This window comes from Lentzea alba, assembly GCF_047445655.1.
GTDB classification, from domain to species: domain Bacteria; phylum Actinomycetota; class Actinomycetes; order Mycobacteriales; family Pseudonocardiaceae; genus Lentzea; species Lentzea alba_A.
This window is the reverse complement of record NZ_JAJAEG010000058.1, coordinates 1-26,283: the sequence shown is the minus strand read 5'-3', so window position 1 is coordinate 26,283 and position 26,283 is coordinate 1. Positions and strand designations below refer to the sequence as shown.

General features: G+C 69.0%; 30 protein-coding genes. 12 read left to right on the top strand and 18 right to left on the bottom strand.

Annotated features, from left to right (window positions below; all coding sequences use genetic code 11):
• The first annotated feature begins 22 nt into the window (after window positions 1–22).
• A complete protein-coding gene (locus LFM09_RS48035) occupies window positions 23–349 on the top strand; it encodes a YnfA family protein (protein WP_414103351.1) in 327 nt (108 codons plus the stop codon).
• A 5-nt stretch (window positions 350–354) separates the two neighbouring features.
• Here the strand turns inward: LFM09_RS48035 and LFM09_RS48030 are convergent, their stop codons facing one another.
• Both LFM09_RS48030 and LFM09_RS48025 read right to left on the bottom strand, forming a co-directional pair.
• A complete protein-coding gene (locus tag LFM09_RS48030; RefSeq protein WP_414103350.1) occupies window positions 355–1,527 on the bottom strand; it encodes a C40 family peptidase in 1,173 nt (390 codons plus the stop codon).
• Window positions 1,524–1,850 (bottom strand): hypothetical protein, encoded by a 327-nt coding sequence (locus LFM09_RS48025; protein ID WP_414103349.1) that lies wholly within the window; start codon window positions 1,848–1,850, stop codon window positions 1,524–1,526. The genes LFM09_RS48030 and LFM09_RS48025 overlap by 4 nt, the downstream gene beginning before the upstream one ends.
• Before the next feature lie 93 nt (window positions 1,851–1,943).
• Here LFM09_RS48025 and LFM09_RS48020 point away from each other — a divergent pair, with 93 nt between their 5' ends.
• The gene (locus tag LFM09_RS48020; protein ID WP_414103348.1) at window positions 1,944–2,480 is read left to right on the top strand and encodes an SMI1/KNR4 family protein; all 537 of its coding nucleotides are present in this window, start codon (window positions 1,944–1,946) and stop codon (window positions 2,478–2,480) included.
• Here LFM09_RS48020 and LFM09_RS48015 read toward each other — a convergent pair.
• The 4 genes from LFM09_RS48015 to LFM09_RS48000 form a co-directional block, all read right to left on the bottom strand.
• Window positions 2,473–3,069: a MarC family protein gene (locus LFM09_RS48015; RefSeq protein WP_414103347.1), complete on the bottom strand. Its 597-nt coding sequence runs from the start codon at window positions 3,067–3,069 to the stop codon at window positions 2,473–2,475. The genes LFM09_RS48020 and LFM09_RS48015 overlap by 8 nt on opposite strands.
• A gap of 37 nt (window positions 3,070–3,106) precedes the next feature.
• A complete protein-coding gene (locus tag LFM09_RS48010; protein ID WP_414103346.1) occupies window positions 3,107–3,628 on the bottom strand; it encodes a VanZ family protein in 522 nt (173 codons plus the stop codon).
• A gap of 77 nt (window positions 3,629–3,705) precedes the next feature.
• Window positions 3,706–5,889: an FtsX-like permease family protein gene (locus tag LFM09_RS48005; RefSeq protein ID WP_414103345.1), complete on the bottom strand. Its 2,184-nt coding sequence runs from the start codon at window positions 5,887–5,889 to the stop codon at window positions 3,706–3,708.
• Window positions 5,886–6,575, bottom strand: coding sequence for an ABC transporter ATP-binding protein (locus LFM09_RS48000; protein WP_414103344.1), 690 nt, complete (start codon window positions 6,573–6,575; stop codon window positions 5,886–5,888). The genes LFM09_RS48005 and LFM09_RS48000 overlap by 4 nt, the downstream gene beginning before the upstream one ends.
• A gap of 109 nt (window positions 6,576–6,684) precedes the next feature.
• Here LFM09_RS48000 and LFM09_RS47995 point away from each other — a divergent pair, with 109 nt between their 5' ends.
• From LFM09_RS47995 to LFM09_RS47985, 3 genes are read left to right on the top strand one after another with little or no spacing between them, the layout of a single operon-like run.
• Complete coding sequence (locus LFM09_RS47995) at window positions 6,685–7,815, top strand: sensor histidine kinase (RefSeq protein ID WP_414103343.1); 1,131 nt, start codon at window positions 6,685–6,687, stop codon at window positions 7,813–7,815.
• Window positions 7,812–8,438, top strand: a complete 627-nt coding sequence (locus LFM09_RS47990; protein ID WP_414103342.1) for a response regulator — start codon at window positions 7,812–7,814, stop codon at window positions 8,436–8,438. Before LFM09_RS47995 ends, LFM09_RS47990 begins: the two co-directional genes overlap by 4 nt.
• A 2-nt stretch (window positions 8,439–8,440) precedes the next feature.
• Window positions 8,441–8,632: a hypothetical protein gene (locus tag LFM09_RS47985; protein WP_414103341.1), complete on the top strand. Its 192-nt coding sequence runs from the start codon at window positions 8,441–8,443 to the stop codon at window positions 8,630–8,632.
• 6 nt (window positions 8,633–8,638) lie between these two features.
• Here LFM09_RS47985 and LFM09_RS47980 read toward each other — a convergent pair whose 3' ends face one another.
• From LFM09_RS47980 to deoC, 3 genes are read right to left on the bottom strand one after another with little or no spacing between them, the layout of a single operon-like run.
• Window positions 8,639–9,502 (bottom strand): aldehyde dehydrogenase family protein, encoded by an 864-nt coding sequence (locus LFM09_RS47980; protein ID WP_414103340.1) that lies wholly within the window; start codon window positions 9,500–9,502, stop codon window positions 8,639–8,641.
• A complete protein-coding gene (locus LFM09_RS47975; RefSeq protein WP_414103339.1) occupies window positions 9,495–10,922 on the bottom strand; it encodes an aldehyde dehydrogenase family protein in 1,428 nt (475 codons plus the stop codon). Before LFM09_RS47975 ends, LFM09_RS47980 begins: the two co-directional genes overlap by 8 nt.
• A gap of 4 nt (window positions 10,923–10,926) precedes the next feature.
• The gene (gene deoC / locus LFM09_RS47970; protein ID WP_414103338.1) at window positions 10,927–11,883 is read right to left on the bottom strand and encodes a deoxyribose-phosphate aldolase; all 957 of its coding nucleotides are present in this window, start codon (window positions 11,881–11,883) and stop codon (window positions 10,927–10,929) included.
• Between the two features lie 131 nt (window positions 11,884–12,014).
• Between deoC and LFM09_RS47965 the strand changes: the two genes are divergently transcribed.
• Entirely contained in the window at window positions 12,015–14,846 is a 2,832-nt protein-coding gene (locus LFM09_RS47965) for a BTAD domain-containing putative transcriptional regulator (protein WP_414103337.1), read from the top strand.
• Here LFM09_RS47965 and LFM09_RS47960 read toward each other — a convergent pair.
• The 8 genes from LFM09_RS47960 to LFM09_RS47925 all read right to left on the bottom strand — a co-directional run bounded on the left by LFM09_RS47960 (window position 14,800) and on the right by LFM09_RS47925 (window position 21,514).
• Entirely contained in the window at window positions 14,800–16,953 is a 2,154-nt protein-coding gene (locus tag LFM09_RS47960; RefSeq protein WP_414103336.1) for a bifunctional polysaccharide deacetylase/glycosyltransferase family 2 protein, read from the bottom strand. The genes LFM09_RS47965 and LFM09_RS47960 overlap by 47 nt on opposite strands.
• Window positions 16,950–17,339, bottom strand: a complete 390-nt coding sequence (locus LFM09_RS47955; protein ID WP_414103335.1) for a hypothetical protein — start codon at window positions 17,337–17,339, stop codon at window positions 16,950–16,952. The genes LFM09_RS47960 and LFM09_RS47955 overlap by 4 nt, the downstream gene beginning before the upstream one ends.
• A 71-nt stretch (window positions 17,340–17,410) precedes the next feature.
• A complete protein-coding gene (locus LFM09_RS47950; protein ID WP_414103334.1) occupies window positions 17,411–18,133 on the bottom strand; it encodes a hypothetical protein in 723 nt (240 codons plus the stop codon).
• On the bottom strand, window positions 18,133–18,774 hold the full coding sequence (locus LFM09_RS47945; protein WP_414103333.1) for a DUF1707 SHOCT-like domain-containing protein: 642 nt from the start codon (window positions 18,772–18,774) through the stop codon (window positions 18,133–18,135). Before LFM09_RS47945 ends, LFM09_RS47950 begins: the two co-directional genes overlap by 1 nt.
• Before the next feature lie 151 nt (window positions 18,775–18,925).
• A complete protein-coding gene (locus LFM09_RS47940) occupies window positions 18,926–19,123 on the bottom strand; it encodes a hypothetical protein (protein WP_414103332.1) in 198 nt (65 codons plus the stop codon).
• A gap of 102 nt (window positions 19,124–19,225) precedes the next feature.
• Window positions 19,226–19,891, bottom strand: coding sequence for a hypothetical protein (locus LFM09_RS47935; RefSeq protein WP_414103331.1), 666 nt, complete (start codon window positions 19,889–19,891; stop codon window positions 19,226–19,228).
• Complete coding sequence (locus tag LFM09_RS47930; RefSeq protein ID WP_414103330.1) at window positions 19,891–20,883, bottom strand: Gfo/Idh/MocA family protein; 993 nt, start codon at window positions 20,881–20,883, stop codon at window positions 19,891–19,893. The genes LFM09_RS47935 and LFM09_RS47930 overlap by 1 nt, the downstream gene beginning before the upstream one ends.
• Window positions 20,884–20,917: 34 nt before the next feature.
• A complete protein-coding gene (locus LFM09_RS47925; RefSeq protein WP_414103329.1) occupies window positions 20,918–21,514 on the bottom strand; it encodes a maleylpyruvate isomerase N-terminal domain-containing protein in 597 nt (198 codons plus the stop codon).
• A 35-nt stretch (window positions 21,515–21,549) separates the two neighbouring features.
• Here LFM09_RS47925 and upp point away from each other — a divergent pair, with 35 nt between their 5' ends.
• Window positions 21,550–22,173 carry a uracil phosphoribosyltransferase gene (gene upp, locus LFM09_RS47920; RefSeq protein ID WP_414103328.1) on the top strand — a complete coding sequence of 208 codons (624 nt, stop codon included), beginning with the start codon at window positions 21,550–21,552 and terminating at the stop codon, window positions 22,171–22,173.
• A 94-nt stretch (window positions 22,174–22,267) separates the two neighbouring features.
• Window positions 22,268–23,560, top strand: a complete 1,293-nt coding sequence (locus LFM09_RS47915) for a glycoside hydrolase family 18 protein (protein ID WP_414103327.1) — start codon at window positions 22,268–22,270, stop codon at window positions 23,558–23,560.
• A gap of 23 nt (window positions 23,561–23,583) precedes the next feature.
• Here the strand turns inward: LFM09_RS47915 and LFM09_RS47910 are convergent, their stop codons facing one another.
• Complete coding sequence (locus tag LFM09_RS47910) at window positions 23,584–24,207, bottom strand: TetR/AcrR family transcriptional regulator (protein WP_414103326.1); 624 nt, start codon at window positions 24,205–24,207, stop codon at window positions 23,584–23,586.
• Between the two features lie 56 nt (window positions 24,208–24,263).
• Here LFM09_RS47910 and LFM09_RS47905 point away from each other — a divergent pair, with 56 nt between their 5' ends.
• The 4 genes from LFM09_RS47905 to LFM09_RS47890 are packed head-to-tail and all read left to right on the top strand — an operon-like array spanning window position 24,264 to window position 26,269.
• Entirely contained in the window at window positions 24,264–24,470 is a 207-nt protein-coding gene (locus LFM09_RS47905) for a ribbon-helix-helix protein, CopG family (protein WP_030478506.1), read from the top strand.
• Between the two features lie 32 nt (window positions 24,471–24,502).
• Window positions 24,503–24,889, top strand: coding sequence for a type II toxin-antitoxin system death-on-curing family toxin (locus LFM09_RS47900; protein WP_414103325.1), 387 nt, complete (start codon window positions 24,503–24,505; stop codon window positions 24,887–24,889).
• 34 nt (window positions 24,890–24,923) lie between these two features.
• Entirely contained in the window at window positions 24,924–25,301 is a 378-nt protein-coding gene (locus LFM09_RS47895) for a MerR family transcriptional regulator (protein WP_414103324.1), read from the top strand.
• Between the two features lie 47 nt (window positions 25,302–25,348).
• Window positions 25,349–26,269: an aldo/keto reductase gene (locus tag LFM09_RS47890; RefSeq protein WP_414103360.1), complete on the top strand. Its 921-nt coding sequence runs from the start codon at window positions 25,349–25,351 to the stop codon at window positions 26,267–26,269.
• The last annotated feature ends 14 nt before the right edge of the window (window positions 26,270–26,283 follow it).

The window sequence follows — 26,283 nt, the reverse complement described above, 5'->3', positions numbered from 1 at the left end:
CTACTGCGACACAGTGTGCCGCATGATCCTGCGTTCGGTCGTGCTGTTCGGACTCGCGGCCCTCATGGAAATCGGCGGCGCCTGGCTCGTCTGGCAGGGCGTGCGGGAACATCGCGGCTGGCTGTGGATCGGTGGTGGCGTCATCGCGCTGGGCGTCTACGGCTTCGTCGCGACCCTGCAACCCGACGCCAACTTCGGCCGGATACTCGCTGCCTACGGTGGCGTGTTCGTGGCCGGCTCACTCGCCTGGGGCATGGTCGTCGACGGCTTTCGGCCGGACCGCTACGACGTGCTGGGCGCGCTGATCTGCCTGGCCGGGGTGGCCGTGATCATGTACGCGCCCCGGTGATCCGGTCAGCCCGTCGGGCGGTAGAAGCCGTAGAACGACATCCCGCTGTTCGTCGTGCGGATCTTGCCGACCTGCACGGGGTCGCCGGCCTCGACCATCTGACCGTTGCCGATCACCATCGCCACGTGCCCGTCCCACACGACGAGGTCGCCCGGCAGCAGTTGGTCCGGCGGCACCGAGGCGCCCATCGCCTGGGACGAGGCCGGTCGCGGGATGTCGAACCCGGCGTTCTTGTACGCCCACTGCGTCAACCCCGAGCAGTCCGTGCCCTGCGGCGGGTTCGCGCCACCCCACACGTACGGCGTGCCCAGTGCCGACAACGCGTTCCGGACCGCCTTTGCCGCTGTCTCGTTCGGAGCCTCGGCGCTGCTGCCGTCGGGCAGGTTCACGCCGACACCGGTGCCGGGCTGCGGCGGAATCGCGACCGGGAGGCGAGGGCCGGAACCACCGCCACCGCCACCTGAGCCACCGCCACCACCGCCGCCCGAGCCGCCACCTCCTCCGCCCGAGCCAGATCCCGAACCGGAGCCGGAACCCGTCCCGGTCGACTCCTGCTTCTTGGTGTCTGTGGCTCCGGCAACGGACGTGGTGCCGTCATCGCCGCCCAGCGGTTCGCCGAGCTTCGCCAACGCGCCGGCGTCGGGCTTCTGCAGTCCGTTCAGCTGACCGACGAGCTGCGAGAGCTGGTCGCGCACCTTCTGCAGTTCGGCGGAAGTCTTGCCCTGGTAACCGGAAGCCAGCCCGGCCAGGTCGGCCAGCGCGGCGAGCACGACACCCGGACCGGCCACCATCGACAACGTCACGGCGGCGGCCAGCTTCGGCGTGGCCTTCGAGACGAACTCGTCGATCAGGCCCTGGATCGCGGTGCGCCCGCCGGTCACTGCGGAGACACCGGTGGAGGCCGCGGTCTTGATAGCGGAAGCGTTGGTGGACAACATGTTCGCGGCCGACGTGAAGGCGGCGACGCGGCCGGTGAACGTGTTCGCCTTGTCGCCGGACCACGTGTTCAGCACCGCGGTCGAGGCCGACGAGTGCCGTCCGCTCAGGTCGGTCAACGCGGTCTGCGCACGGCCGAAGGCGTCGCCGGCCCGCGTGGCGCCGCCGGTGTCACCGTCCAGCTTGGCGAGGTCTTCCTTCATGGGCGCGATGAACCCGCTCAGCAGCCCCTCGACGCTCATGCGCGCGCCGCCTTGTCCAGCGACGCCTTGTGCGCCTCTTCCTGAGCGATGTAGGCGTCACGGGCCTTCACGACGGCGTTTCCCAGGCCTGCCAAGCCCGACGACGCGGCCTTCAGAGCATCCATCTGGGCTTGGGCGGCGGTCTGGAACGCGGCGTTGAGGCCCACCTCGTTGCCGATCTTGCCGAAGCAGTCGCCCGGCAACGAGGTCGTGCCGTTCAACGTGCCCGTGCCGACCGCGCCCACCTCGCTCGCCAGACCGTTCGCGGCCGACGCGTATCCGGTCAAGGCGTCGAGGTCGACCTTGAGACCCTGTTCCGCCATCTGAAAGCTTCTTCCCCCAGTAGTGACCTGTTCGCCTTGATCCTGCCCCGATGGGCGGTACCTCGCCCGACGTTCCGCCAAGATCATGGAACCGTGGGTGTGATCGAGCACTGGAACCGGATCCTGGCATGGCTGGCGGAGCACGCTCCGGCCACCCGTGCCGTGCTGCGGCCGAGGTATGACGCGCTGCCGGAGCTTCGGGTTCCGATCGACCTGCAGATGTGGTGGAGCGTCTACGGCGGCACCGAGGAAGGCCTCTACGCCGAGATCCTGCCGCCCTTCTACACGCCGATGGGCGCCGATCGCGCGTTCGTGCTCAGGGAGACCCACACGAGCAAGCCCGCGGACGCCTCCGAGGCGGGTTCGCCGACCGCCGGCTTCCACCCCGAGTGGCTGCCGATCGCGTTCGACGGCACGGGCGACGTGCTCGCGGTGGACCTGCGCCCCGGCGTGCTGCGCGGCTGCGTGGTCGAGTGGGACCAGGAGCGCAACGAGATGGTCAAGCCGGAGTGGACGTCGATCCTGGAGATGTTCGACCAGGTCGCGACGGCACTGGAGACGCGCAGCGCGGTCGGGCACTGCTTCCCCGAGGTCAACACGGCGGGCGAGCTGGGCTGGCGGACTAGCTGACCTCGAGCTCGATGAAGCGCAACGCGGCCAGTCCCTGCAGGATCAGGTCGACGCCGAGTGCCGCCAGCAGCACGCCGAGCACCCGCACCAGCACCCACGCGTAGGTCATCTTCACCCAGCGCAGCAGGATGCCGAGCACCGCGATCGAGGCCAGGTCCAGCGCGACCACCGCGACGAACGCTCCGCCGAGGATCAACGTCGACGGCACCGTGCTCTCCTCGGCCAGCAGGAAGAGATATGCCAGCGCCACGGGGTTCGCGTAGTACGAGGTCGCGAGCTCGTGCGTGCCGCCGGTCTCGTCGTGGGTGGGCTCCTGCTTGCGGCCGAGCACCAGGTCCAGCGCGTGCACGAACAGGATCACGCCGCTGGCCAGCGTCAACGCCCCGCTGTTGATGTGGAACAACGTGAGCAGCACCCGCCCGGCCGCCACGACGAACAGCCCGACGCCGAGCGCGATGGCCGTGGAGGTCAACGCGACCCGCCAGCGCGTCCGGGAGTCGGCGCCCTGGGTGTCGACCAGGAACGCCAGCAGGATCTTCGGCGGGCCGACGACGGCGACCAGGATGCTGAACGCCTCGGCGAACTTCATGGCCGCCATGATCGAGCGGCCCGTGCCGCCCCGCCCGTTACCTCACGCTGGCGAGTGAACGCTGGGGCACGGCCACGGTCTTCACGCGGGCGTAGACCTTCACGGCGGCCAGCGCGCCGAGCCACCCGAGCGCGGTACCGGTGGTGTTGGTGATCAGGTCGTCGACGTCGAAGATCCGGTTGGCCCACAACAGCTGCGAGCCCTCGATGAGCAGTGAGACGCCGTACCCGATCAACGCGGCCTGCCCGACCGTGCGCCTGCCCCAGAACATCAGCATCGCGCCGAGCGGCACGAACAGCAGCACGTTCAAAGTCATCTGGTCGAACGCGATCTGCCCGTCGCGGAAGGTGTCGGCGATCCACTGGAACGGCACCAGCTGCACGGCCTGACGCGGCGGCACGGTCTGCATCGGCAGGAACGTCGCTGCGAACAGCATGCTCGCGTAAACAGTGATGGTCGCGCCGCGCCACGTCAGCTGACGGAACAACAGCTGCGGCAGCAGGAAGACGACCGACAGGAAAAGGCCCCACTGGATGCTCGCAAGCTGTGCATTCGTCATGAATACAAGCTATGAAAATGGCCCTCAGCGCACATCGCGCTGAGGGCCGGTCTCAACCTCGTACTTACGGCCGAGAACTACTCCGCCGCGTAATCCCGCGGGCTGATGCCGCGTAGTACCGGCCCGCACGCCAGGGCCGCGACCAGCGCAACCACCATGCCTACGCCCACCGGGGCGAGCACCCACGGCGTCAGCGGCATTTCGCCGTGACCCACCATTCCGCGTGCGAGAGTGAGCAGTCCGAGCCCGACGACAATGCCCGCACCGCACGCCGCAATTGTGACCGCGAACACCGGCAGCATCACTTCCCGGCGCAATGCGTGACCCAGCACACGAATTGGCGTTCCGGCGGCGATCAACGCGCCGAAAGTGCGCCTGCGGTCGATCACCGACCCGGCCGCGGCCACCGCCGCGCCGATGCCTCCGAGCACCGCCGCGATCGACAGCCCGATGACCGTGGCGCGCTGCAGGTCGGCCATCAGCGTGTCGCCGTAGAGCTCCCGCTGCTCGCCGTCCACGAGCCGCACGCCCGGCAGCGTGCCGATCAACGCCGTGTGCACGGCGTCGCGGTTCTCGGGCGTTGTCGGCACGCCGACCATCGACACCTTGCCCTCGACGCCCGGCAGCAGCTCCGGGTCGATCACCGCGTTGATCCGGCCGGAGCCGTTGAACGGCCGCGTCTCGTGGTCCGCGAGCTTCGCCGTCACCTTGTCGTGCGGCCCGCTCGACCTGAACACGTCACCGGTCAGCTTCGAGTACGAGTACACGGCAGGTCCTGGCTGGCACGACAGACCGTTCAGCACCTTTGCGACGTCGACGCACTTGCCGACGATGACGTACGACCCGTAGTCGGTGTCCTTGCCGGTGCTCACGCTGCCGTCCAGCATCGTGGCGATCGGCGCCGAGGTCGCGAGCCGCAACGGCGTCACGTCGTGCGCCACCTGCTCCGCGACGATCGCGTCGGTCTTCCACGTGCTGTCGCGGTACGGCACCTGACTTTCCAGTCCTGGCAACATGGTCAGCGCCATCGAGCCGGTGAACACCGCGATCACCACCCCCGCCGAGCCGCGGAACGCCGCCACCGGGTCGCCGGCCAGTCGTCGTCCGGCCAGCAGCGTCGACGGCTTGCGCCACCGCCCCACGAAGAACCGGCCGACCCACGCGGTCACGACGGGCCCGGCCAGCACCAGAGCCAGTGCCACGGCGCCGAGTCCGAGCAGCACCACGGTGAACTGGCTGTCGCCGCCGGTCTCCTGCGCGTACAGGATGCCGAGGAAGAACACGCCCAGCGCCGCGGCGATCGACAGCAGCCGCCACGACCGGACCTTGCGCTTTTCGTCTGCCGCAAGGGGTTTCTGCACCACGCGGCGCAGGCCCATGATCGCCGCCGCGATGACCAGCACGGGAGCCAGCACAGCCACCGCCGTCACGACCGCGGGCGAGGGCACGAAGTCGCCGGGATACCAGGTGCCGCCCTCCCACGGGATCTTCGCGGTGATGTGGCTGAACGGCTGCGCGAGCACCACGCCGAGCACGCTGCCGACGACCGCGCCGACCGCGGTCTCCACGGCGGTCATGATCACCACCTGCCGCGGACTGGCACCGGCGAGCCGCAACGCGGCCAGGCGCCGTTCCCGTTTCGCCGCAGTCAATCGAGCAGCAGACGCGACCAGCACCAGACACGGCACGACGAGCACGACGAGCCCCACGCGGGTGAGCAGGTAGAGCATGCCGTGGTAATCGTCGCGGTAAGAACCGGTGCCGCCGGCCAGGCTGTCCGCGGGGTAGCCGTTCTCCACCTCGTCGTGCCCGATGATCGCGACGAGCTCACCGGGGAACTTCAGCGCGTCCTGCCCCAGCACGCCGATCTGCTTGCCGGGGAAGCGGTTCCCGAGCTTCTCCGGCGGAGTTTCGCGCACCAGGTCGGCCAAAGCGGGCGACAACAACACCTCTCCGGCTTCCGGGAACTTCCCGATGCCGGCCGCGACCTTGACCTCGCCCGGCTGGTTGCGTGCGACGTCGAACCGTTCGATGAGCTTGCCGTCGAACGAATCCTTGTTCACCGCAACGGAGATCGCGCTCTTGTCGACCTGTCCCAGCACGTCGCGCCACGCCGTGCGGTCCGCCCGCGCCTGCAGGCCGTTCGGTGCGGCGACGAGCCACAGCACCAGCGACACCGCGATCATCACGCCGAGCGCGACGAGCACGGTCGCCACCTGGCTGCGCCGGTCCCTGCGCAGCACCGCGAGAGCGATCCTCACGCGGACACCGCCCCAGAAATCGACCCGGCAGCGATGCGTCCGTCCTGGATCTCCACGACACGCAAAGCGCGGTCCGCGATCGCCTTGTCGTGCGTGACGATCACGACGGCCGCCCTGGTCTCCTCGGCGGCGGCCAGCAGGGCGGTCATCATCTCCTGTCCGGTGCGCGTGTCGAGGGCACCGGTCGGTTCGTCCGCGAAGATCACCCGCGGCCGGTGCGCCAGCGCTCGCGCGATCGCCACCCGTTGCGCCTGGCCGCCGGACAGCTCACCGGGCCGCCGTTTCTCCAGACCCTGCAGCCCGAGCCGTCCCAGCCACAGCCGGGCCGCGCCCAGCGACTCCTCCCGCGAACCGCCCGCGAGCAGCATCGGCAGGGCGGCGTTCTCCTCGGCGGTCAGCTCGGTGACGAGCATGCCCGACTGGAACACGAACCCGAACGCCGTGCGCCGCAGCTCGCTGCGACCTGTCTCGTTCAGCTCGCCGATCGCGCGCCCGTCGAGGAACACGTCGCCGCCGTCGGCGCGCAGGATGCCGGACAGCACGTGCAGCAGGGTCGTCTTGCCGGAGCCGGACGGACCCACGACCGCAAGCACGTCCCCGGCGGAGATGTCGATGTCCACCCCGGCGAGCGCGTGCACGTCGCCGTAGGTCTTGACCAGGCCACGAGCGGCCAGAACCGAATTCATGTTCTTCAAGGTGCCGGTCGTGAGCTCGCCAAACCTCAGCCGGAACGACACACCGGGTCAGCCGGATGACCGAGGCCGGAGAGGTGTGGTGGTCCTACCGTTGTCATCCGTGGACAGTCACCGGGGCCAATGGCCGATCGCCGTCGTGCTCGCGTTGCTGATGCTGGGCGAGCTCATTCTGATGAACGGGCCGGGCAGCTCCGAGGCCCTCGTGTGGCTGCTCAGCGTGCCACCGTGCATCGCGGCGGTCGCGTCGTTCAAGACGCGTGCCTTCACGATCCCGGTGACCGTGGTGTCGATCTTCGTGTCGTCGTTCGTCTTCCCGGTGTTCGACGTCAACCTGCCCACGATCCTGAGCCCGCTGACGGTGGCCGAGACCGCCGCGTGCCTGGTCCTGACGGCCGTCGTCGTCCGCGAGGAACCCCGCCGCGCCGCCACGTGGTCGGTGGGCGCGCTGATGGCCGTGAGCTTCTTCGCCGCCATCGTCCGCGACAACTGGCTCTCCCGGGCGGGCGCCAACGAGATCCTCGGCGCACTGGTCCTGGGCTCGCTGGCGGTCGGCACCGGCCTGTACTTCCGCGCCCGCGACACCGAGAGCGGCCGCCTGATCGCCGCCGCCGTCAACGACGCGCAGAAGGAAGAACGCATTGCGCTGGCCCGCGAGCTGCACGACGTGGTCGCGCACCACGTGACGGGCATGCTCGTGCAGGCTCAGGCCGCGTTGGAGGTCTCCGACGACGACCCGCGCGCCGCCCACCGGTTGCTGCCCGGCATTGTCCGATCGGGCACGGAAGCCCTCGGCGCGATGCGGCGCCTGGTCGGCACGCTGCGCCAGGGCGAGAGCGACGTGGCGACCACGGACCTCGCCGCCGACGTGATCACGACCGTCGAACGCACCCGCGAGCTCGGGTTCGAGACCCGGCTGCGCATCGACCTCCCCGACGAGGTGCCGCCCGAGCTCGGCCGCTCGGTGTTGCGCCTGGTCCAGGAGTCGCTCACCAACGTGCACAAACACGCCCAGTCCCCGACGATGATCGACGTGGAGATCTCCAGGGCGCCCGGCAACGCGCTGCGCGTGGTCGTGGCCGACGACGGTCAGCCGCACGAGCTGAACCAGGGTGGATACGGTCTCGTAGGCATGCGTGAGCGGGTCGACCTGCTCGGCGGCCTGTTCTCCGCGGGTCCGCGTGAGAACGGCTGGCAGGTGCTCGCCGAGCTACCCCTGGAAGGGAAGAAGTGATCTCGGTCCTCATCGCCGACGACCAGGAGATGGTCCGCGTCGGTTTCCGCATGATCCTCGAGAAGCAGCCGGACATCACGGTGGTGGCCGACGTCGCGGACGGGATCAGCGCTGTCACGGCCGCGCGTGAGTTCAAACCGGACGTGGCGTTGCTCGACATCCGCATGCCAGGCTTGGACGGGCTGGAGGTCACCAAGAAACTCGCCGGTACCACCAAGGTCGTCGTCGTCACCACTTTCGACCTCGACGAATACGTGCACACGGCGTTGGAGAACGGCGCTTCGGGCTTCCTGACCAAGGACGCCGGGCCGGCGTTGCTGGTCGAGGCGGTGCGGGCGGCGGCGCAGGGCAACGCGTTGATCTCGCCCCAGGTCACCGTCCGGATGCTGGAGCACTTCTCCCGGCCCGCCGAGCGGCCCGACCTCGGGTTGCTGACCGCACGCGAGCAGGACGTCGTGCGGGAGGTGGCACGCGGGCTCACGAACCAGGAGATCGCGTCGTCGCTCTACCTGTCGCTGTCGACGGTGAAGACGCACCTCGCGTCCGTGCAGACGAAGCTGAACGTGCGCAACCGGGTGGAGATCGCCTCTTGGGCGTGGCGCGCCGGTCTGGTGAACTCCTGAGCATGTCCGAGTTCCCGCGCACGATCGGCAAGGTCGCGACCCGTGAGCTGGCTTCGAACGGCTACACGACGTTCGACTCGCTCACGAAGGTCTCGGCCAAGGAGTTGCTGAAGATCCACGGCGTCGGCCCGAAGGCGATCCGGATCCTGGGCGAGGAGCTGGCGGCGCAGGGCAAGGCCTACGCCGCCGACTAGCTCCTGTCAGACACCCATCGGGTGCCAGACCGTCTTCGTTTCGAGGTAGGCCCGCAGCCGGGACATGTCCGGCTCGCGGGTGAAGTCCTCGCTCGCCTTGTTGCGCAGCACGCGCTTCACCGTGCCCGCCGCCGATCGCTCCAGGTCGGCCCGGAGCGACTCCGGGGCGCCGGTGAGGTCGAGCGCGTTCACGTCACCGTGCGACGCGAGCCACGGCGCGATCTCCGCAGTGCGGCCGGTGATGATGTTGACGACACCACCGGGCACGTCCGAAGTGGCCAGCACCTCGGACAGCGTGATCGCGGGCAGCGGCCGGTCCTGCGAGGTGATGACCACGCAGGTGTTGCCGGAGGCGATCACCGGCGCGATCACGGACACCAGGCCCAGCAACGACGACTGCTGCGGTGCCAGCACGGCCACCACACCCGTCGGTTCCGGCGTGGAGAACGAGAAGTACGGCCCGGCGACGGGGTTCGAGGAACCCAGCACGGCCGCGATCTTGTCCGTCCAGCCCGCGTACCAGACCCAGCGGTCGATCGCGCTGTCCACAAGGGACTGCGCCTTCTTCAGCTGCACGCCTTCGGACTGGGCGACCTCGTTGATGAACTGCTCGCGGCGGCCCTCCAGCACCTCGGCCACCCGGTACAGGACCTGGCCGCGGTTGTAGGCCGTGGCGCCGGACCAGCCCGGGAAAGCCTTGCGGGCAGCGGCGACCGCGTCCCTGGCGTCCTTGCGGGAGCCCTGCGCGGCGTTGGCGAGGAAGCCGCCCTTCGAGTCGGTCACCGGGTAGCTGCGGCCGGACTCGGAGCGCGGGAACTTGCCGCCGATGTAGAGCTTGTAGGTCTTCGCGACCGTGACGCGATCAGACATCGAGGTAGGCCTCCAGACCGGTGCGGCCGCCCTCACGGCCGAAGCCCGACTCCTGGTAACCGCCGAACGGGGCGGCCGGGTCGAAGCGGTTGAACGTGTTGGACCACACCACGCCGGCGCGCATCCGTTGCGCCATCCAGAGAATGCGCGAGCCCTTCTCGGTCCACACACCGGCGGACAGGCCGTACGGCGTGTTGTTCGCCTTGGCCACGGCCTCCTCGGGCGTGCGGAACGTCAGCACCGACAGCACCGGGCCGAAGATCTCCTCGCGGGCGATCCGCATCGCCTGCGACACGTTCGAGAACACCGTCGGGGCGAAGAAGAAACCCTTGTCCGGCAACGGGCACGACGACGTCCAGCGCTGGGCGCCCTCGGCCTCGCCCGACTCGGTCAGCTCCTTGATCTTGGTGAGCTGCTCGCGCGAGTTGATCGCGCCGACGTCGGTGTTCTTGTCGAGCGGGTCGCCGACGCGCAGCGTGTTGATCCGCACCTGCAGCTTCTCCAGCAGCTCGTCGGCGACGGACTCCTGCACCAGCAGGCGGGATCCGGCGCAGCAGACGTGGCCCTGGTTGAAGAAGATGCCGTTGACGATGCCCTCGACGGCCTGGTCGAGCGGGGCGTCGTCGAACACGATGTTCGCGGCCTTGCCACCCAGTTCCAGCGTGAGCTTCTTCGACGTGCCGGCGAGCTGGCGCTGGATGATCTTGCCGACGTCTGTCGAGCCGGTGAATGCCACCTTGTTGACGTCCGGGTGCTCGACGAGCGTCGCGCCGACGTCACCGGCGCCGGGGATGATGTTGACGACGCCCGGCGGCAGGTCGCACTGCTGGATGATGTCGGCCAGCACGAGCGCCGAAAGCGGCGTCGTCTCGGCCGGCTTCAGCACCACCGTGTTGCCGCACGCCAGCGCGGGCGCGATCTTCCACGCGGCCATCAGCAGCGGGAAGTTCCACGGGATCACCTGTCCCGCAACGCCCAGCGGCTTGGGGTCGGGACCGTAGCCCGCGTAGGAGAGCTTGTCCGCCCAGCCCGCGTGGTAGAAGAAGTGCGCGGCGGCCGTCGGCACGTCGACGTCGCGCGACTCCTTGATCGGCTTGCCGTTGTCGAGCGACTCCAGCACCGCGAGCTCACGCGCGCGTTCCTGGATCTGCCGCGCGATCCGGTAGATGTACTTGGCCCGCTCACTTCCAGGCATCTTCGACCACACGCGGTCGTACGCACGACGTGCGGCCTTGACCGCGGTGTCCACATCGGACGTGGACGCCGTGGAGACCTCGGCGAGCACCTCCTCGGTGGCCGGGTTGATGGTCTTGAGCGGTTCGCCGGTGCCCTCGACGAACTTGCCGTCGACGAACATCCGGTAGTTCGGCTTGAGGTTCGCGATGTCCCGCGACTCGGGCGCGGGGGCGTATTCCCACATGTCTTCAGTCCACCGTCACGTAGTCCGGGCCGCTGTAGTGGCCGTCCAACTGGGTCCGCCGCTGCATGAGCAGGTCGTTCAGCAACGTCGACGCGCCGAACCGGAAGAGGTGCGGGTCGAGCCACTCGGGCCCCGCGACCTCGTGCACGGCGACCAGGTACTTGATCGCGTCCTTGGTGACGCGGATACCGCCGGCGGGCTTCACCCCGCGCAGCTCTCCGGTCTGGTTCTTCCAGTCCCGCACGGCCTGCAGCATCACGTGCGTCACCGGCAGGGTCGCGGCGGGCTGCACCTTGCCGGTCGAGGTCTTGATGAAGTCGCCGCCGGCCAGCAGCGCGAGCCACGACGCGCGGCGGACGTTGTCGTACGTCACGAGCTCGCCGGTCTCCAGGATGACCTTGAGGTGCGCGTCCCCGCAGGCTTCCTTGACCTTGACGATCTCGTCGAACACCTGTCCGTAGCGGCCGCTCAGGAACGCACCGCGGTCGATCACCATGTCGACCTCGGTCGCGCCCTGCTCGACGGCGAACCGGGTGTCCGCGAGCTTGATGTCCATCGTGCTGCGGCCGCTCGGGAACGCCGTCGCGACGCTGGCGATGTTGATGCCGGTGCCCTTGAGCTCGTCGGCGGCCGTCTTGACCATGTCCGGGTAGACGCAGACCGCCGCGACCTGCGGCACGTCCGGCCGCTCCGGGTCGGGACGCTTCGCCTTGGCGGCCAGGCTGCGCACCTTGCCGTGCGTGTCCGCGCCCTCCAGCGTGGTCAGGTCCACCATGCTGATCGCCAGGTCGATGGCGTGCAGCTTGGAGGCCTTCTTGATGCTCCGCGTGCCGAGGCCCGCGGCTCGTTGCTCGACGCCGACCTGGTCGACGCCGGGGAGCCCGTGCAGGAAACGCCGCAGCGACGATTCGTCGCGCACGGCGTCAGCCAGGGCCGACGGCAGTGTCGTTGGAGCAGCCATGCCGCGAGTCTAAGCGGAATGGGACGCCCGTCCTAAGTGAAGCCGTTTACGCTGTTCAGGCGTATCTGCGGGTCGTTCGCAACCTTGTCGCGCGCCTGGCCGTCCTCCTGGATCATGTGGGGGTGGTTGCCGTGCTGAGGATCACGGTTCTGGGGTCCGTGGACGTGTGGGTGGACGGCTCGCGCCTTCCGCTCGGCTCACCCCTGCAGCGAACCCTGTTCGCGATGCTCGCGCTGGAGGCGGGCAACGCGGTGTCGGTCGACCGGCTCGTCGACGCGCTGTGGGGCGAGTCGCTGCCGGGGGATCCTCGCGGGTTGGTGCACAGCTACTCGTCACGGCTGCGCAAGGTGCTGCGGCCGGCCGGGATCTCGCTGGGCAAGCGGGCCGCCGGGTACGTGCTCGAAGTCGAGCCGCGGGTGGTGGACCTGCACGACTTCCGCGCGCTCGTGCGGGAGGGGGAGCTGAGCCCGGCGCTGGAGCTCTGGCCCGGTTCCGCGCTCGGCGGGGTGACGGACTCCGACGTGGTGGCCGCCCTGCGGACCCGGTTGCACGAGGAACGGCTGACCGCGGTGGAGGAGCTGGCTTCGCGGCTGCTGGACGCCGGCCGTGACGCCGAGGCCTTGGGTGAGCTGCAGGCCTCGGTGGCCCTGAACCCGATGCGGGAGAGCCTGGTCCGGCTCGAACTGATCGCGCTGTACCGGTGCGGGCGGCAGGCGGACGCGTTGAAGCGCTACGAGGCCACGCGCGAGATGCTCGCCGACGAGCTCGGCATCGACCCCGGCGCCGAGCTGCAGGACGTCTACGCGCGGATCCTGCGCGCCGACCCGTCGCTGGCGCCGCCTCCGGCTCAGGTGGTCGCGCTGCCGTTCGACGTGCAGGACTTCACCGGCCGGGCGGTGGAACTGGCGCAGCTCAGCGACGGCAACTCGGTCGTGGTGGTCGACGGCATGGCGGGCGTGGGCAAGACGGCGCTCGTGGTGCGGGCGGTGCACCAGCTCGGTGACCGGTACCCGGACGCGCGGATCTTCGTCGACCTGCACGGGTTCACGCCGGGTCGTGAGCCGGTGACGTCGTTCGCCGCGTTGCAGCACCTGTTGCAGGCGGTCGGCGTGCCGTCGTCGCGGATCCCCGGCGATCTCGATCAGCGCATCACCTTGTGGCGCACGGAGATGGCGCACCGGCGGGCGATCGTCGTGCTGGACAACGCGGTCTCCTCGGACCAGGTCCGGCCGTTGCTGGTCGGCGCGCCCGGCAGCCTGACGGTGGTGACGAGCCGGCTGCGGCTGGTCGTCGACGGCGCCGCGGCGTTGTCGCTGGACGTGTTGCCCGCTGCGGAAGCCGTGGCGTTGGTGACCGGGATCGTGGGCTCCCGAGCTGATTCCCCGGCGACGGCCGAGCTGGTCGAGGTGTGCGGAGGGCTGCCGCTGGCGTTGCGCATCGCTGCCGCCCGATTGGTCAGCCGTCCAAGATGGACGGTCGAGGACCTCGTCGAACGACTGCGCGAGCACCACAGGACGTTGCCGGAGCTGACCGCGGGGGACAAGGACGTCGTCGCGTCGTTTTTGTTGTCGTACGAGCAGTTGAGCGACGCGCACCAGCGGATGTTCCGGCTGTTGGGCCAGATCCCGGGCCCGGACGTCGACGCGCACGGTGCCGCCGCCCTGGCCGACGTGTCGTTCCACGACGCCCGCGACCTGTTGGAAGACCTTCTCGACCACCACCTGCTGATGCAGCACGAACGGGGCCGGTACACGTTCCACGACCTGGTGCGCGAGTTCGCTCGCTCGCTGTCCGACGACGAACCGTCCGGCCTGCTCGACTACTACCTGCACGTCGCGAACACCGCGGCCCACATCCTGCAGCCGGGCAGACCGGACTCGTCGCCGAAGATCGACCGCCTGCCGCTCGCCGTGCCGGTGCTGCGCGACGTGGCGGACGCGATGACGTGGGTACGCACCGAGCGCGAGAACCTCGTGGCCTCCGTGCGGTTCCTCGCGGAGATCGGCGACAACCACAACACCTGGGCGTTGACCCGCGACATCGGGCACAGCTTGATCATCACGCACCGCCTGGACGACCTGGAAGAGCTGCACGGGCTGTCCTTCGTCGCCGCGCGCCGCTCCCAGGACCGCGACAAGGAGCTCGGGGTGTCGTTCGGCATGGCCAACGTCGCCTACGGCCGCTGCCGCTACCGGGACGCGCTGGAACACCTGGAGCACGCGCGGGACCTGGCGCACGAGCTCGGCAACCTGCGTTGGGAGGGCGACTCCCAGGGGATGATCGCCATGGTCCTGCACCGCCTGGGTCGCTTCGACGAGTCGCTGGCCCAGGGTGAAGCGGGCATGGTGCTGCAGCGGCGCATCGAGTCGTTCCGGATCTACGCGATCTGCATGAGCAACCTGGGGCGTGCGCACCTCGCTCGCGGTGACGCCTCGAAAGCGCTGGAGAGGTTCACCGAGTCGCTCGACCTGGTCCGCGAGCTCGGCGAACGCAGCGAGGAGGCGTCGATCCTCTGCGGCCTCGGTGCCACGCACAGCGCACTCGGTTCGCACTCGCTCGCCCTGACGTTCCTCGCGGACGGCCTGGCGCTGGCCGAGGAGGTCGGCAACGACCACTACGTCATGCGCGGCCTGATCAAGACCGCCAACGCGCTGCGCCGGGCGGGCCGGCTCGACGAGGCCCGTGCGTTCGGCGCGCGGGCGTTCGAGGCGCTGGGACACGGTGTCGCGGTCGACCACCTCAGCACCATGCACAACGTCATGGGCGCCATCGAACTTGCCGATGGCCGGCCCGAGGAGGCAGCGCACCAGTACCGCGCGGCCCTGACGCTCGCTTCCCGGATCGAGTACCGCATCGAGGAGGCGTACGCGCTGGACGGCCTGGCCCGCGCCTTGCCAGGCCACGAGGACTACCGGTTCAGGGCTGACGAACTGTGCCGCGAGATGGGCGCAAGTCTGCTCTGAGCAGCGGAACCGTGCGTTCGTCCAGCTCCGGCGCGTCCTGCGCGGCACTGCCGGTCCGCTTGAGCTTCTGCCACGGCAGCACGGCCCCGGCCAGCGCCGTGATCACGGACTGGATCACGACCAGGTACATGAGCTGCCGGTAGACGATCGGCTGCAGCGCCACGGCCCACAGCGGCCGCAGCCGTTCGCCGTCGAGCCGGAACGCGATCACCGCCGGAACCAGCTGCAGCGCCAGGAAACCCAGCCAGGCCACCGCACCGCGCACCGGATCCGTCCACAGGCTCAGCACGGCGAACACGTCGATCGCGGGAGCCAGCACGGGCAGCGCCACCTGGTACAGGAACAGGTACGGCAGCGCGCGACGGCCGAGCTTGCCGCCCATGCCGCGTTCGAAGACCGCGCCGCGGTGCTTCCACATCGCCTGCAACGTGCCGTAGCACCAGCGATAACGCTGCCGCCACAGCTGTCCCAGGCTCGCCGGCGCCTCGGTCCACGCTCGTGCCGACTCGGTGTAGACCACCGACCAGCCGTCCCGCTCCAGGGCCATCGTGAGGTCGGTGTCCTCCGCGAGGGTGTCCTCGGGAACGCCGCCGACCTCGCGCAGCGCGCTGACCCGGAAGCCACCGACCGCGCCGGGCACCGTCGGCATGCACTGCATGACGTCGTACATCCGCCGGTCGAGGTTGAAGCCGATCACGTACTCGATGTGTTGCCAGCGCCCGAGCAGCCCGGACCGGTTGCCGACCTTGGCGTTGCCGGACACCGCACCCACCGCGGGGTCGGCGAACGGTTGCACGAGGTTCGCGACGGTCTCCGGTTCCAGCACGGTGTCGCCGTCGACCATCACGACGAGCTCGGTGCGGGTGTGCCTCAGCCCGGTGTTGAGCGCGGCCGCCTTGCCCGCGTTCTGTTGGCGCACCAGCGAAACGTTCGGCAGGTGCAGGCTCTTGACCACCTCGGACGTGCGGTCGGTGGACCCGTCGTCGATCACGATCACGTGCACCGGCCAGGTGCTCGCGAGGATCGTGCGGACGGTGGCCTCGATACCGGCTTCCTCGTTGTAGGCGGGCACCAGCACCGTGATCATCTGCGGCTTGAGCCGTGGCGCGTGCTTGCCGGGCTTGCGCCGCGCGTGAATCGCAGTGGTGACGAGGAGAACCGCGGCACGGGCGAGTGCGAGCACGCTGGAGATGACCACGAGCCAGGTCAGCAACTCCGTGACGAACCGGGAGAGCTTGACGGCGAGCGACACCGCCGTGCCCTGCGTCCGCTCGATCGCCGTGGCCTGCCGGGTGGCCTGCGGGACGTCGAACGCCTCACCGGTGGTCTGGAACGCGAACCCGCGCTCCTTCAAGCTCGGGATCAACTTCTCCAGCGCCGCAACCGTTTGCTCCCGATCACCACCACCGTCGTGCATGAGCACCACGGCACCCCTGGTGTCCTTCGGCGTGGAGTTGGCGACGATGGCGTCCGTGCCGGGCCGGCGCCAGTCCTCGCTGTCGAGGTCGGACAGCACCACGAGGTTGCCCGCCGCGGTGATCCGCTCGATGCCGACGAGGTCCTCGTCGTCCACGGCGTCGGGCCGGTTCGAGTACGGCGGCCGCACCAGCTGACTGGACTTCCCGGTGCCGCTGGCCACGACGAGCCCGGTCTGCCCGAGCTCCAGCCGCGTGCGGGTCTCGCTGACCTTGCCCAGGTCGACGTGGGTGAAGGTGTGCAGTCCTGTTTCGTGCCCCTCGGTGTCGATCCGCTCCAGCACGTCCTGGTGCTGCGCGGCGGCCGCCCCGGTGACGAAGAACGTGGCCTTGACGCCGTGTTTCTTGAGCACGTCCAGGATCTTCGGCGTCCACTCGGGATCGGGCCCGTCGTCGAACGTCAGCACGACGGTCTTGTCCGGCGTGGCCCTGGAACTGAGCCCGGACCCCGTGTCGCCGATCAGCGCCCCGCCCTGGTGAACGGACTCCGGCACGGTCTTGGCGGGCCCCGCGGTCGGTTGTGCGCCTTGGCCGACGTGCCCGACGACGAACGTGTCCAGCAACAACGCGCCGAGCACCACCACCATGCCCAACGCCAGCATCACCCAGTGCGCCCGCGGCTGCGGTCTCACGGCTTGCCCTGGCCGGGGTTGCTGGGCTTGTTCGACTGGCCCGGCGCCTCGGTGCGCTTGTTGCCGTTCTGGGTCGTCGTGGTGGTCGTGACCGGTTGTGTGGTCGTGGTGACCGGCTGTGTGGTGGTGGTTTCGTTGCGTGGCAACGATGTTGCATCGGGTGACTGCGCCGGGGCGTCGTTCGTCGTGGTGGTGACCACCGGTTCGGCGGCCTCCGGTATCGGCAGCAGCGTCGTCGGCTTCACCGGACCACCGGCCAATGCGATGACCAGCAGGACCAGATAGGCCACCACACCAGCGGCAACAGTGCCCATGGCGATGCGCATCACCTTGCGGCGGCGGCCGCTCGGATCGACGAAAACGGGTCTGTCAGAGGGAGTCGTCATGACCTTCGCGGGGAAGACGGCATGCGGTCGCAGGAGGGTAACTTCCCGCCGCCCACAACGGAAGTCGTTCTTCAGCGCAGCAGTTCAGACCGATCGATGACCTGCAGCAGGCACTCGTCGAGGCTGTCGACGCCCTCCACGGCGGTCCGGGCAGCGATCCAGCGCCACCTCCGCTCGACGTCGTACGACACGACGACGACCTCGCCGCGCCGGCCGAACTCCTCGAAGTCCTCAGCGAACTGGTCGAGGTCCTCGATCTCGTCGTCCAGCCACTCCCAGTCGCCCGGCAGCTCCGCCAGGGTCTCGCGCACGAACTCGAGCGCGAGATCCGAGCTGTCGACGTCGGTCCGCCTCGCGAACTCCAGGTGCGAACTGGAGACGACCGCGGTCCACTGCTTGGCCGCGCGTTCGCCGTCGATCTTCAGCATGACGGCTGCGCCGGCTGCCGCGGCCCGTTCGACGAACTCTCCGACCCTCGTCGAACCGAGCAGCGTTGGGTAGCGCGCCACGAACTCGTCCACCGCCCGCGACAGTTCGAGCTGCGCCACCTCGTTGTCCGCGAAGTCAGGGCTGTTCAGGCACTCGCGAAAGACCTTGCGCAGGCCGCGGACGACCTCGCGCTTGCGTGCGGCGGGAATCTGGTCCACCCACAGGCAGTTCAACGCCAGGGCGTCCGCGCACACCTCGATGTCCGCAGGGTCGGACGACCGCTCACGGAGCTTGCCGATCACGATGCCGAAGGTGACGCTGCGCATCGAGATCTCCCCGACCTCGAACGCGAACATCGCGGACATCAGTCCAGGAGCTCGCGCAGGATCGAGGACTTCTTGCGCTTCGGCCCCTTGACCTCCACGCCGCCCATGATCGCGAGCCCGGTGATCCGCACCGTCGGCGCACCGGGGATGTGCCGCCGCCCAGGAGCCCGGTCCTCGAAGGCCCCCATGAACCCGAACCCGTCGACCTTCACGTTGATGTCGTCGGGCACCCGGATCTCGACGCCGCCCCAGAACGCGAAGCAGCTGATGGTCACCTCGGCCTCGGCGAAGCTGGCGTGCGTCAGGTCGATCTCGATGCCGCCCATGACCGCGACCGCGTTGTGCATGCGCGGCACGACCCAGTGGCCCTTGCGGTTGATGCCGGACCAGAACGCGACGGACACCGCGCTGCCCGGCTCGCCGCCGATGCGGTCGCTCACGACCGGCTGGTACTGAGGCACCGCGGGCTGCGGCAGGCCGCTGAGCACCAGATCCGCCGTGATGGGAACGAGTTCGCCGTACGTCTTCGCGGCGTAGACGGCCGCGAGCCGCTCATCCAGCTCGTGGATGTCGAGGCGACCCTCAGCGGTCGCCTTGTGCAGCACCTGCGCGATCCGTTCCCGGTCCGCGTCCGAGGCGCGCATGTGACTCTGGTCAGCGGGTACCAGCTCGTCGCTCACCCGATCGAGTCTAGTGCGGTGACCACAATCTTCGTCGCGTCTTTCACCGTTCAGCAGGGCACCTCGCGGCACCGGCCCCGCGCCCCCACATGCCGATATGAGGGCGCGGGGCCGGCACCGCGATGCACCCGTGATCACCGCACTAGAACCCTCACTTGCGGTTCGGAGCCAACTTCACGGTGATCGCGAAGGCCAGCACGAGCAGCGCACCCAGGCCGGTGGCGAGCGTCGGGCTGTGACCCCAGAGCATCGGCAGGACGCCGATCACCACGGCGAGTGACGCCGACACACCCAAGATGACCAGCGGGGATTCACACAACTGCTGGACGGGCTTCTGCTCGATCGTCACCGTTCGCTCCTCCACGTCTCAACTGGCTAGGAGACACTTCGGAGCCGCCTTGTCGATTCTTGACTCCCGGATCGGGTCGATCAGCCACCGAATCGGGTGGTGTCAGCGGAACGGGTTCGTCACCGGGGGATCCGCCGGCCGGACGGACCTCTCCAGCGCGTCCAGCTCAGCCTCGGGCGCCGGGCCCGTCGCGAGCCCGGTGCCGGCCCGCAGCGCGAGGCGGACGTTGTTGGTGAACACCAGCACGACGTCGCCCTCGGTGTAGCTGACGCTGTCCAGTTCCCACGACGTCTGCACGGTGTAGGGGACCTCGATCGGGAGGTGCTCGTCGAACCGCAGGTTCGCGGCGATCGCCACCGCCCGCGAGCGATCGTCCGGGAAGCCCTGCACGTCGATGAACGCCCACGCGTCCGGCTCCCATTCGACGGACAGGTAGTCGCCCGTCCACAACGCGCGCCTGCCGTTCACGTCCGGCATCTTCTCGCCCGGCAGCACGCCGATCGTGTTCTTCGCGTGCACCGCGACGCTCGCCGACTGGTCGCCGTTCCTCTCCGGCGTCAGCATGATCGACTGCTTGTACCGCCCGGTGATGTAGGTCTCGGGCCGGAACCCTCCGGCGGAACCCGCGCTGATCGTGCGCACCAACGGATCGAACGTTCCCCGCGGCGGCCGCTCGGCCGGGTGGAGCACGACCGCCAGCACGGTCAGCACGCACCCGATCGCCGCCAGCGGCAACGCTGTCGCACGGCGACCGTCCTTCGAGGACATCAGGGGGTCGGCTGGCGCAACGGGAGACCTGCCTCCCTGTAGATCGAGTCGATCACCGTCATGTTCCGCACGGCGTCGTCCGCCGTCGTCGGGAAGGGCTTGCCGTGCAACACGGCATCGGTGAACGCGTCCAGTTGGTAGGCGTAGGTGGCACGCCGCCCGAACGTCTCCGCGGAGCGGTGGTTCTTGACCCGCAATGACAAGCGGTGGAACGTCTGCGGCCCGAGCGGGTTGAAGACGTTCAGCGTGCCGTTCTCGCCGATGGCCTTCATCGAGATCTTCAGAACCGCCGACGACCACAGCGACGCGTGCACGGAACCCGTGTGGCCGGAGGGGAAACGCAGCGAAGCGCGCATCGCCCGGTCGATCGAGGGGCCGCGCAGCAACGCCCGTGCGGACCGGACCTCGGGCTCCTCGCCGCCCAGCAGCCGCGCCATGTGCACCGCGTAGCAACCGGCGTCCATCATTGCGCCGCCCGCGAGCGAGTAGTCGTAGCGGATGTTGGAGAACACCGGCAGCGGGAAGCAGATGTTCGCCTCGACGTGCCGCAACGGGCCCAGCACGCCGGACTCCAGAATCTCGGCGACCCGGACGGCCAGCGGGTGGTAGCGGTAGTGGAACGCCTCCATCACCACGAGCCCGGACGCGTTGGCGGCGGCGGCGACCTCCGCTGCCTCGGAAGCGTTGGCGGTGAACGGCTTCTCGCACAGCACGTGCTTGCCGGCCTCCAGCGCGGCCAGCGTCCACTTGCCGTGCAGGCCGTTCGGCAGCGGGTTGTAGACGGCGTCGACGGCCGGGTCTGCGAGCAGGTCCTCGTACGAGCCGTGCACCCGCGCAATGCCGTGCTTGTCGGCGAACGTCTGGGCTCGCGAAGCCGATCGCGCGGCCACCGCCACGACTTCGGCGACGGTCGACGAACGGGCGGGGCGGATGACCGCGGCCGGCGCGATCATGGCCGCGCCGAGCACTCCGATGCGCACGTGGTCTGTCACGCGGCCGACCCTACACCCATTTAGTTAACGGCGTTTACTCCGTCAGGTCGGTGGCACGCGGCGGAAAGAAGGTCGCCTCCTCCACCGAATAGGGGGTCGACCAGTCCCACGACTCCATCTGCGCTCGCGAGCGGCGGCCGAAGAACGCGCGCCAGAACTCGTAGCCGTCCACCTCGACGTGCACCGAGCCCTCGCCGACCACGCCGAACTCCGTGTGCACCGTCAGGTCGGTGAGGTAGCGGGTGATGATGCCGGTCAGCACGGGCTGCCAGGCGTGGTCGGGCACGCGGTCGCGGCCGAGCACCGCGCGCAGGTCCGCCTCGTGGGCGAGGGCGTCCATCGCCATCTGCGACGGGATCTTGTCGAACCGGTGCGCGTTCCACTGCTCGAGCAGGTCGAGCGCCGGCACGTCCGCGCGCTCGGCGACGTGCCGCGCGGTCCACTCCGGTCCGGGTGCGCCGTCGATCCGGCCGGAGGTGAAGTCCGCCGCGACGCCGGCGAGGTGCGCGACCAGCTGGTGCACGGTCCACTCAGGACATGCCGGCACCGTGCGGGACAGGTCCTCGGCACCCAGGCCCATGGCGATGCCCGTCGTGCGCTGCCGGGACTCCCGGTAGATCTGTTCGAACACCTCTGGATCCTCCTCAACGGCTACGGTGGCGAGCTATGGACGTCACCGTCGTCGATCATCCACTCGCCAGGGCGAGACTCACCACCATGCGCGACGCGCGAACGGACAACGCGGCGTTTCGCGCGGCGCTGCAGGAGCTCACCGTCATGCTGGTCTACGAGGCCATGCGCGAAGCACCCCTGACGGAGGAGCGCACGCACACGCCGGTTGCCCGTACCACCGGCTACAAGCTCGCAAACCCGCCGCTGCTGGTGCCGGTGCTGCGGGCGGGCCTGGGCATGGCCGACCAGGCGCACAAGCTGATCCCGGACGCCCAGATGGGGTTCGTGGGGCTTGCGCGCGACGAGGAGACGTTGCAGCCGACGCCGTACATGGAGTCGCTGCCGGAGGACCTCGCGGGACGGCCGGTGTTCGTGCTCGACCCGATGCTCGCGACCGGCGGTTCGATGGCGTACACGATCCGGCTGCTGACCCAGCGCGGCGCGACCGACGTGACGGCGGTGTGCGTGCTCGCCGCGCCCGAGGGCATCAACCACCTGGAGGACTCGAAGCTCCCGGTTCGTCTCATTACGGCGTCCGTCGACGAGCGGTTGAACGACTCCGGCTTCATCGTGCCTGGTCTGGGCGATGCCGGTGACCGTCTGTACGGGGCGGTTTAGGACATACCTCCGATCGGACGTAGCAGTGGTCTAGACCTCAGAGCTAACGTGCTCTGGACCACATCGCCGCTGCCGCGATCGATTGAGGAGAACCATGTCCAGACGGAGATGGGGTGTCGCCGCACTCGCGGTCGGCGCCCTGTCCGCGTCGCTGGCTGTAGCGCCGGCGACCGCAGATGTCGAGACCAATGGGCACCACAGCTATTCGAAGACCCGCACCGTTGGGTACTTCATCCAGTGGGGCGTGTACGGCCGGAACTTCCGGGTCAAGAACCTCGTCGACAGCGGGGCCGCCGCGCGGCTCACGCACCTCAACTACGCGTTCGGATTCCTCGACGAATCCGGCAAGTGCATCAGCTCCGACCCGTGGGCCGACTGGCAGATGCCGTACACGGCGGAGCAGTCCGTCAGCGGCAAGGCCGACGAGCCGGGTCAGGTCCTGCTGGGCAACCTCAACCAGCTCAAGCAGCTCAAGGCCAAGTACCCCAAGCTGAAGGTGAACATCTCGCTGGGCGGTTGGACGGGCTCGCGCTACTTCTCGAACGCCGCGCTGGACGACGCCTCGCGCGCCGCGCACGTGAAGTCCTGCACCGACATGTGGATCAAGGGCAACCTGCCCGGTCTGCCCGAGGGTGCTGCCAAGGGCGTCTTCGACGGCATCGACCTCGACTGGGAATGGCCTGCCAGCAACGGCAACATGACCCCGCCGAACGTCGTTCGCCCGGAGGACAAGCAGAACTTCACCAAGCTGCTCGCCGAGTACCGCAAGCAGATGGGCTGGAACCGCGACCTGACCGCGTTCCTGCCGGCCGACCCGGTGCAGGTCGACCGAGGCTTCGAAGTCTCGAAGGTGTTCTGCTACCTCACTTTCGGCACGCTGCAGGGCTACGACTACCACGGTGCGTGGGACGCCCCGGCGAACCAGCAGTCCGCGCTGCGGGTGCCCAAGGGTGACCCGTCGGAGTTCGAGTTCAGCTCCGAGGTGACGGTCAAGGCGTGGCTCTCGCGCGGTGCTCCGCGTTCGAAGGCCGTGCTGGGTGTTCCGTTCTACGGCCGCGGCTGGACCGGTGTCGCCCCTGGCACGCGCAACGGACTGTTCGGCACGGGCACGCCCGCGCCGGCCACGTACGAGGCGGGCTACGAGGACTTCCACACCATCAAGCCCAAGCTGGCCGACCCGAAGTACAAGATCTACCGCGACGAGCGCGCCGGCTTCGCGTGGATCTACGACGGCACGACGTGGTGGACCTACGACGACGCGACCGAGATGAAGCGCAAGGCTCGCTTCATCAACTCGAACCGCCTCGGCGGCGCGATGGTCTGGTCGCTCGACGGTGACACCGCGGACGGTGAACTGATCAAGGCCCTGGACGGCGCCTTGAGGTAGACGGACTGTCCTAACCGGACAGTTCAGCGGGTCCGGGGAGGTTTCGCGGCGGCCGCCTCCCCGGATTCCGCCAGCCACCCCCTGCCGTGCGCGCGCAGTGCCACCTCGTACGTGGAGGCGGCGTCGATGCCGTGCGGCAGGTTTCCGTTGAGCTCCAGGCTCACCAGGCCGTGCGCGATGCCCCACATGGACATCGCGATCTGCTCCGGATCCTCCCTGCGGAAGACCTTCAGCTCGACCGCGCGCCGCACCGCGTTGATCACCGGCGCGAACGTCCTGCCCGCCGCGCGGCTCATCTCCTTCGTCGGTTCGACGACCTTCGAGTACAGCACCGAGTAGAACTGCGGGTCCGCGAGGGCGCTGCGCCGGTACGCCAGCCCGATCTGGACCAGGTCCTCCGCGGGGTCGTCGGTGATCGGCACGGCCGTGAGGTGCGCCCCGAACCGGTTGAACGCCTCGTCGTAGAGCGCTTCGAGCAACGCTGGTTTCCCGCCGAAGAGGGAATAGACCGCGGTCGTCGAGGTGTTGACGTCCGTAGCGATCTTGCGCAGGCTGACCGCGGCAGGGCCCTCGGTGCTGAGCAGCTCGCCCGCCCGCTCGAGCAGGCGCCGTCGCAGAGCGTCATCGTGGGTCTTGGGCCGCGGCATCACGCAATCCTAACGGCCTCTGGTCCGGGTGGTATCACATTGGTACCGTCCCTGGAATGGCGATGACCTTGCGGTTGACCGAAGAGGAGAACCTGCGGCTCGCTGAACTGGCGCAGTCCGAGGGGCGCTCCAAGCAGGAGGTCGTGCGTCTCGCGATCGCGGACCGCTACCAGCGCATGCAGCAGGAGGAAAAGCTGGGCGAGGTTCTCGGGCGGGTCCTCCCCAAGTACCGAGGTCTTTTGGATAGGCTCGGATCTTCCTGAAACTGTCAGACCTCTGTGATCAACTGGGTGCTGTGATCTCCTACCTCGACGCCGGGGACCTCTTAGTGCTGGCCACGGCCGTGACCGGCGGCGACCTCGTCGTCAGGGACATCGGGCTGCTGGACACCGCGGCCTACCGTCCCCGTGCCACCGTGCTCGGCGTGGAGGCCTACGACACGCTGTGGCTGAAGTCCTCCGCACTGCTCGACTCGATCGTGCGAACCCGGCCACTGGTCGAGGGAAACTGGCGGCTTGGCTGGGTCGCCGCCGTCACGATGTGCGACATCAACGGCTACTGGATCGACGCGGACGAGGACGACGCGCTGGACCTCGTGCGCGCTCTGGGCCGCGACAAGATCGACGTCCCCGAAATGGCCGGCCATCTCGAAGCGTGGGGACTCCCGAAGGATTCCGCTTGACCTAGAGCGCGCTCTAGCTCGTAGCGTCGAATCCGTGAGTTACTCGATAGCCCAAGCCGCGCAGCGCAGTGGGTTGTCCATCGACACCTTGCGCTACTACGAACGAATCGGGCTCGTCGACCCGCCCGCGCGTGACTCGGGTGGTCGCCGCAGCTACTCGGAGGAAGACCTCGGCTGGCTGGCCTTCGTGACGCGTCTGCGCACGACCGGCATGCCGATCCGCATGATGCGCGAGTTCGCGCAGCTCAGGCACAAGGGCGACCTGACGGCAGGCCGCCGCAAGCAAATCCTCGTCGACCACCGCACCGACGTCCGCGCCCGCATCGCGGAGCTGCAGACGTGCCTTGAGGTGCTCGACTACAAGATCGACCACTACGCGGTGGTCGAGCGGGACTTGGAGGCGACGGCGTGAGCCGTTTGTTGGGATCGCTGGAGGTCGGGCCGCAGGGGCTCGGCTGCATGGGAATGTCGGAGTTCTACGGCGCCGGCGACGAGTCGGAGTCGATCGCGGTGATCCACCGGGCACTTGAGCTCGGGGTGACGTTGCTCGACACCGCCGACATGTACGGGCCGTACGTGAACGAGGAACTGGTGGGCCGCGCGATCGCCGACCGCCGTTCCGACGTCGTGCTGGCCACGAAGTTCGGCATCGTGCGGGAAGGCGGTGGTTCGCGGAGCATCCGGGGTGATCGCGCCTACGTGAGGTCCTCGGTCGAAGCGTCGCTCAAGCGGCTCGGGACCGACGTGATCGACCTCTACTACCTGCACCGGGTGGCCGCGGACACGCCCATCGAGGAGACCGTCGGGGCGATGGCCGAGCTGGTCACCGAGGGCAAGGTCAGGTTCCTCGGACTCTCGGAGGCCAGTGCCGCCACGCTGCGCCGGGCTCACGCGGTGCACCCGATCACGGCGCTGCAGAGCGAGTGGTCGCTGTGGTCGCGCGACATCGAGGCGGAGATCGTGCCCACGGCTCGTGAGCTCGGGATCGGACTTGTGCCGTACTCGCCGCTCGGCCGTGGCGTGCTGACCGGCCGTTTCACGTCTGCCGCCGACTTCGACTCCGGCGACTTCCGTGCCGTTGCTCAGCCTCGGTTCTCAGGGGCGAACCTCGACACGAACCTCAAGATGGTGGAGGAGCTGAGGGCTCTGGCCGCTGAGCGCGGGGTGACGGCCGGGCAGCTGGCGTTGGCCTGGGTGCAGCACCGGGGTGACGACGTCGTGCCGATTCCGGGGACCAAGCGGATCAAGTACCTGGAGGAGAACGTCGCGGCGGCTTCGCTTTCGTTGTCCGCAGAGGACCTGGCCGCGATCGAGGCGGCTGTTCCTGCTTCGGCGGTGGCCGGTGACCGCTACACGGACATGACCTTCGTGAACCGCTAGAGCGTTGGGGGGGG